Annotated in this window: 3 protein-coding genes; 1 reads left to right on the forward strand and 2 read right to left on the reverse strand. The window is 68.8% G+C overall.

All coding sequences use genetic code 11. The features are described 5' to 3' along the window. Positions 1-1010 (reverse strand): VIT domain-containing protein (locus AC1VAN_RS14930; protein WP_480986091.1); only part of this gene is annotated, 1010 nt, incomplete at its 3' end. A gap of 133 nt (positions 1011-1143) precedes the next feature. Here AC1VAN_RS14930 and AC1VAN_RS14935 point away from each other — a divergent pair. Continuing rightward, positions 1144-2193 (forward strand): DUF1176 domain-containing protein, encoded by a 1050-nt coding sequence (locus AC1VAN_RS14935; RefSeq protein ID WP_480986092.1) that lies wholly within the window; start codon positions 1144-1146, stop codon positions 2191-2193. A 40-nt stretch (positions 2194-2233) separates the two neighbouring features. On the opposite strand, the gene AC1VAN_RS14940 is transcribed toward AC1VAN_RS14935, so the two are convergent. Beyond that, on the reverse strand, positions 2234-3677 hold a 1444-nt coding region (locus AC1VAN_RS14940; RefSeq protein WP_480986093.1), incomplete at its 5' end, for a single-stranded-DNA-specific exonuclease RecJ.

Here is a 3677-nt window from a genome sequence, read left to right on the forward strand (position 1 = left end):
GCCAGCGCGCTGGCGCCATCCGGCTGCACCGCCATCAACGCGCGCCGCAGTTCACTCCAGTCACCCCTGCGGATACGGAAACGACGCACAGGCTCGGCGCGATCACGCAGCACGGTCAGCGCGACGTTGCCCTCGCCCATCGCAGCAAAGTAGCGATCCAGCAGCGCGAACTCGCGGGTGCGGTCGCGCTGGCCTGCGGAACCCGAACCGTCCCACAGCAGCCCCACCTCCGACGGCACACGGCGCGGCGCGGTCGACGTCGGCACCGGCAGCTGCGCCAACAGGTAGTGACCGTCCTGCCAGCGTGCAACCTGCACCTGTGCCTTGCGCTCGGCCAGCAGCGTCCATTGCAGCTGGGCCGGCAACTGCGCGCCACGTCCTTGCCAGTGCAGGCGGCCATCGGCGATGCGGAACGGCGCGCTTCCTGCCTCAGCCCCCTTCGGTGCCCGCACGTCCAGTTCGACGGCTGCGGCGCCGGCGACGAACTGCAGCGGCAGTGTCCAACGCCAGCCCTGCCCGGCATATGCCAGCGGCTCGCGTACGACCAACTGCACGCGGCGGCTGCCGCCGGCCGGCAGCGGATACACGCGCAGCCGGAACTGGTTGCCGGCGGTCTGCTCCAGCAGGCCCGGGTCGACGCCACGGCGGGCGATCTCCTCGAACACCTGACGACCGCGGTCCTTGGGCACCGGTACTGCCTCGCGCAACTCGCCGTTGATGTCCAGGGCGAACCCGGTGATCTGCTGGCCCTCGGCCAGCGGGAACTGCAGCTCGCCTTCCAGCACGCGCTGGTTGGGGTTATGGAACTCCAGGGTGATACGGGTCTGGGCGATACCGGCCTGGACCTCGCCTTCGATGCCGGCATGTCGCAGCTGCACGGGCTGCTCGGCGGCGGGCGCGATCAGGAGCGGAGTGGTTGCCTGCGGTCGAGCAATTCGGGGCGCCTGAGCGCCGACAGGCCAGGCCGCAAGGGCCAGCAACAACACAGCGCAGCAACGGGTGAAGACCATGACAGGACTCCAGTGGGATCGTGACTGCTTGAACGCACCAACCGGGTGGACGGGGTTAACGTGATTCGATGCTGGTTCTTCGCTGCCCCTGGGCGCACCATGTGCGACTTCCCGATCCCGTGCAAGGATGCCCATGCGTTCTCTCCTGCTTCCCACCCTGCTGGCCCTGTGCTGGCCGTTGGCCGCCGGCGCCGTCGATGCGCCTGCAGGCCTCTATTTCCAGCATCACGACTGGGTCGTGGCCTGCGACAACACGCGCACGTGCCGCGCGGCCGGCTACGCCAGTGGCGATGACAGCACCCTGAGCGTGCTGCTGACCCGGGCGGGCGGYCCCAATCAGGCCATCAGCGGTCGGATGTCGTTGCAGCCGATCGATGACCAGCCGCAGCCCAAGGGCGCGCTGCACCTGCGCATCCAGCAGCGTGACCTCGGTGTGCTGGCGCCGGCCACGGAGCCGGGTGTCCATGTGCTCAGCGCGGCACAGACCAGCGCAGTGCTGTCCGCGCTGGTGCGCGATGGTGGCATCGCGGTTGTCGATGGCGCCGGCCACACGTGGCCGCTGTCGGACAAGGGCGCAGCGGCTGTGCTGTTGAAGACCGACGAGTTCCAGGGCCGTGTGGGCACGCCGGGCGCGGTGATGCGCAAGGGGGCCGCTGCCGAAAGCAGCGTGCCTGCCGCCGTTGCCAAACCCGTGGTGCGCAAGGCACCGACGCTGTCGACGCCACCGGACGACCCGGCGTTTTCCAAGCTGGCCGCCTCGCCGGCGCTGCGTGCGGCGCTGCGCGCCACTCTGGAAGAACCCAGCTGCGAAGGCCTGCTCGACACCGACMCGGATCTTCCGATCAGCAATTCACCACTGCAGATCCAGCGCCTGGACGCCAAGCATCTGCTGGTCAACGTCCCCTGCTGGCGCGCGGCCTACAACAGCGGTGATGGCTACTGGGTCATCGGTGAGAAAGCGCCCTACCAGCCGCAATGGGTGACCAGCGACGCGATCGACTACGGCGACGGGCAGATCGTCGCCTCGCACAAGGGCCGCGGTCTGGCCGACTGCGTGTCGGATGAAACGTGGACCTGGGATGGCACCCGCTTCGTCGCGACCTCGGCGATCAGTGGCGGCCTGTGTCGCGGCGTTCCCGGGGGTACATGGGAACTGCCGACGCGGGTGACCGACGTACGCTGACCCTTCCGAAGCGGTAGCGCCGGGCCATGCCCGGCATGGACTACGCCGGCAGGCAGTGCTCGACGATCAGCTGGATGGCGGCGCCGCCACGATAGTCATCGCAGGCGAGCCGGTAGGCGAGATGCACGTGGCGACCGGGCGCATTGCCGTGCCAGCCGCCGAAATGGATCGCGTTGATCGTGCCGGGTACGCCGGGCAGGCGCAGTTCCAGCTTCAGATGACGCTCCTTCAGCACGCGCCAGTTGGCCACTTCGAAGTGGCCATCGAACAGCGGCTCGGGAAAGCCCTGCCCCCATGGACCCGCCAAACGCAGCGCATCGGCATGGCGATGATCGAGTTCGTCCGCGGCCAGTTCGCCGTCGCTGAGCACCTGCTGCTGCAGTGCAGCCGGGTCGAGCATTTCCAGCACGGTGGCGACGAACGCGGCTTCGAAGGCAGCCAGATGATCCAGACGCATGCTCAACCCGGCGGCCATCGCGTGACCGCCGAAGCGCTCGATCAAGCCGGGATGGCGCGCATCGACCAGCGCCAGCGCATCACGGATATGCAGGCCGGCGATCGAACGCGCCGAGCCGCGCAGGGTGTCGGCGCCCGGCTCGGCCGGCGCGAACGCGATCACCGGCCGATGCAGGCGATCCTTCATCTTCGAAGCAACCAGGCCAACCACGCCGGGGTGCCAATCAGCATCGAACAGGCAGGCCGCCACCGGGCGCTGCCCTGCGGTATCGAGCACCACCCGCGACAGCGCGTGTTCGGCGTCATCGGTCATCGACTGCTGGACCGCACGCCGCTCGGCGTTGATCTGTTCCAGCGTCTGCGCGATGTCGCGGGCCTGCCGCGGATCTTCGGTGAGCAGCAGGGCGATACCCAATGCCATGTCTTCCAACCGACCGGCCGCGTTCAAGCGCGGGCCGAGCCCGAAGCCGATGTCGGTGGCGGTCAGGCGTGCGGCATCGCGGCCGCTGGCCTCGATCAATGCCTTCAGGCCGACGCAGCCCTGGCCATTGCGCAGCCTGCGCAATCCTGCACTGACCAGGGCGCGATTGTTGGCATCGAGCACCACCAGGTCGGCCACTGTGCCCACCGCCACCAGGTCCAGCAGCGTGGTCAGGTCCGGCCCTTTGCCATCGGCAAATACCCCCGCTTCGCGCATCTGCCGGCGCAGCGCCATCAGCACGTAGAAGATCACGCCGACACCGGCCAGCGCCTTGCTGGGGAAGGCGTCGCCGTCGAGGTTGGGGTCGACGATGACATCGGCCGGTGGCAGCTGTGGACCGGGCAGATGGTGATCGGTCACCAGCACCTGCCAGCCACGCGCCTTGGCCGCGGTCACGCCGGCATGGCAGGCAATGCCGTGATCGACGGTGACCAGCAGATCCGGCTGCAGCGCAGCCAGCTCGTCCACCAGAGACGGCGACAGACCATAGCCGTGCACCATGCGGTTGGGCACTGCGTGGAAGACGTGCTGCGCGCCGAGCATGCGC

The organism is Stenotrophomonas sp. 05L44_2 (assembly GCF_056665995.1).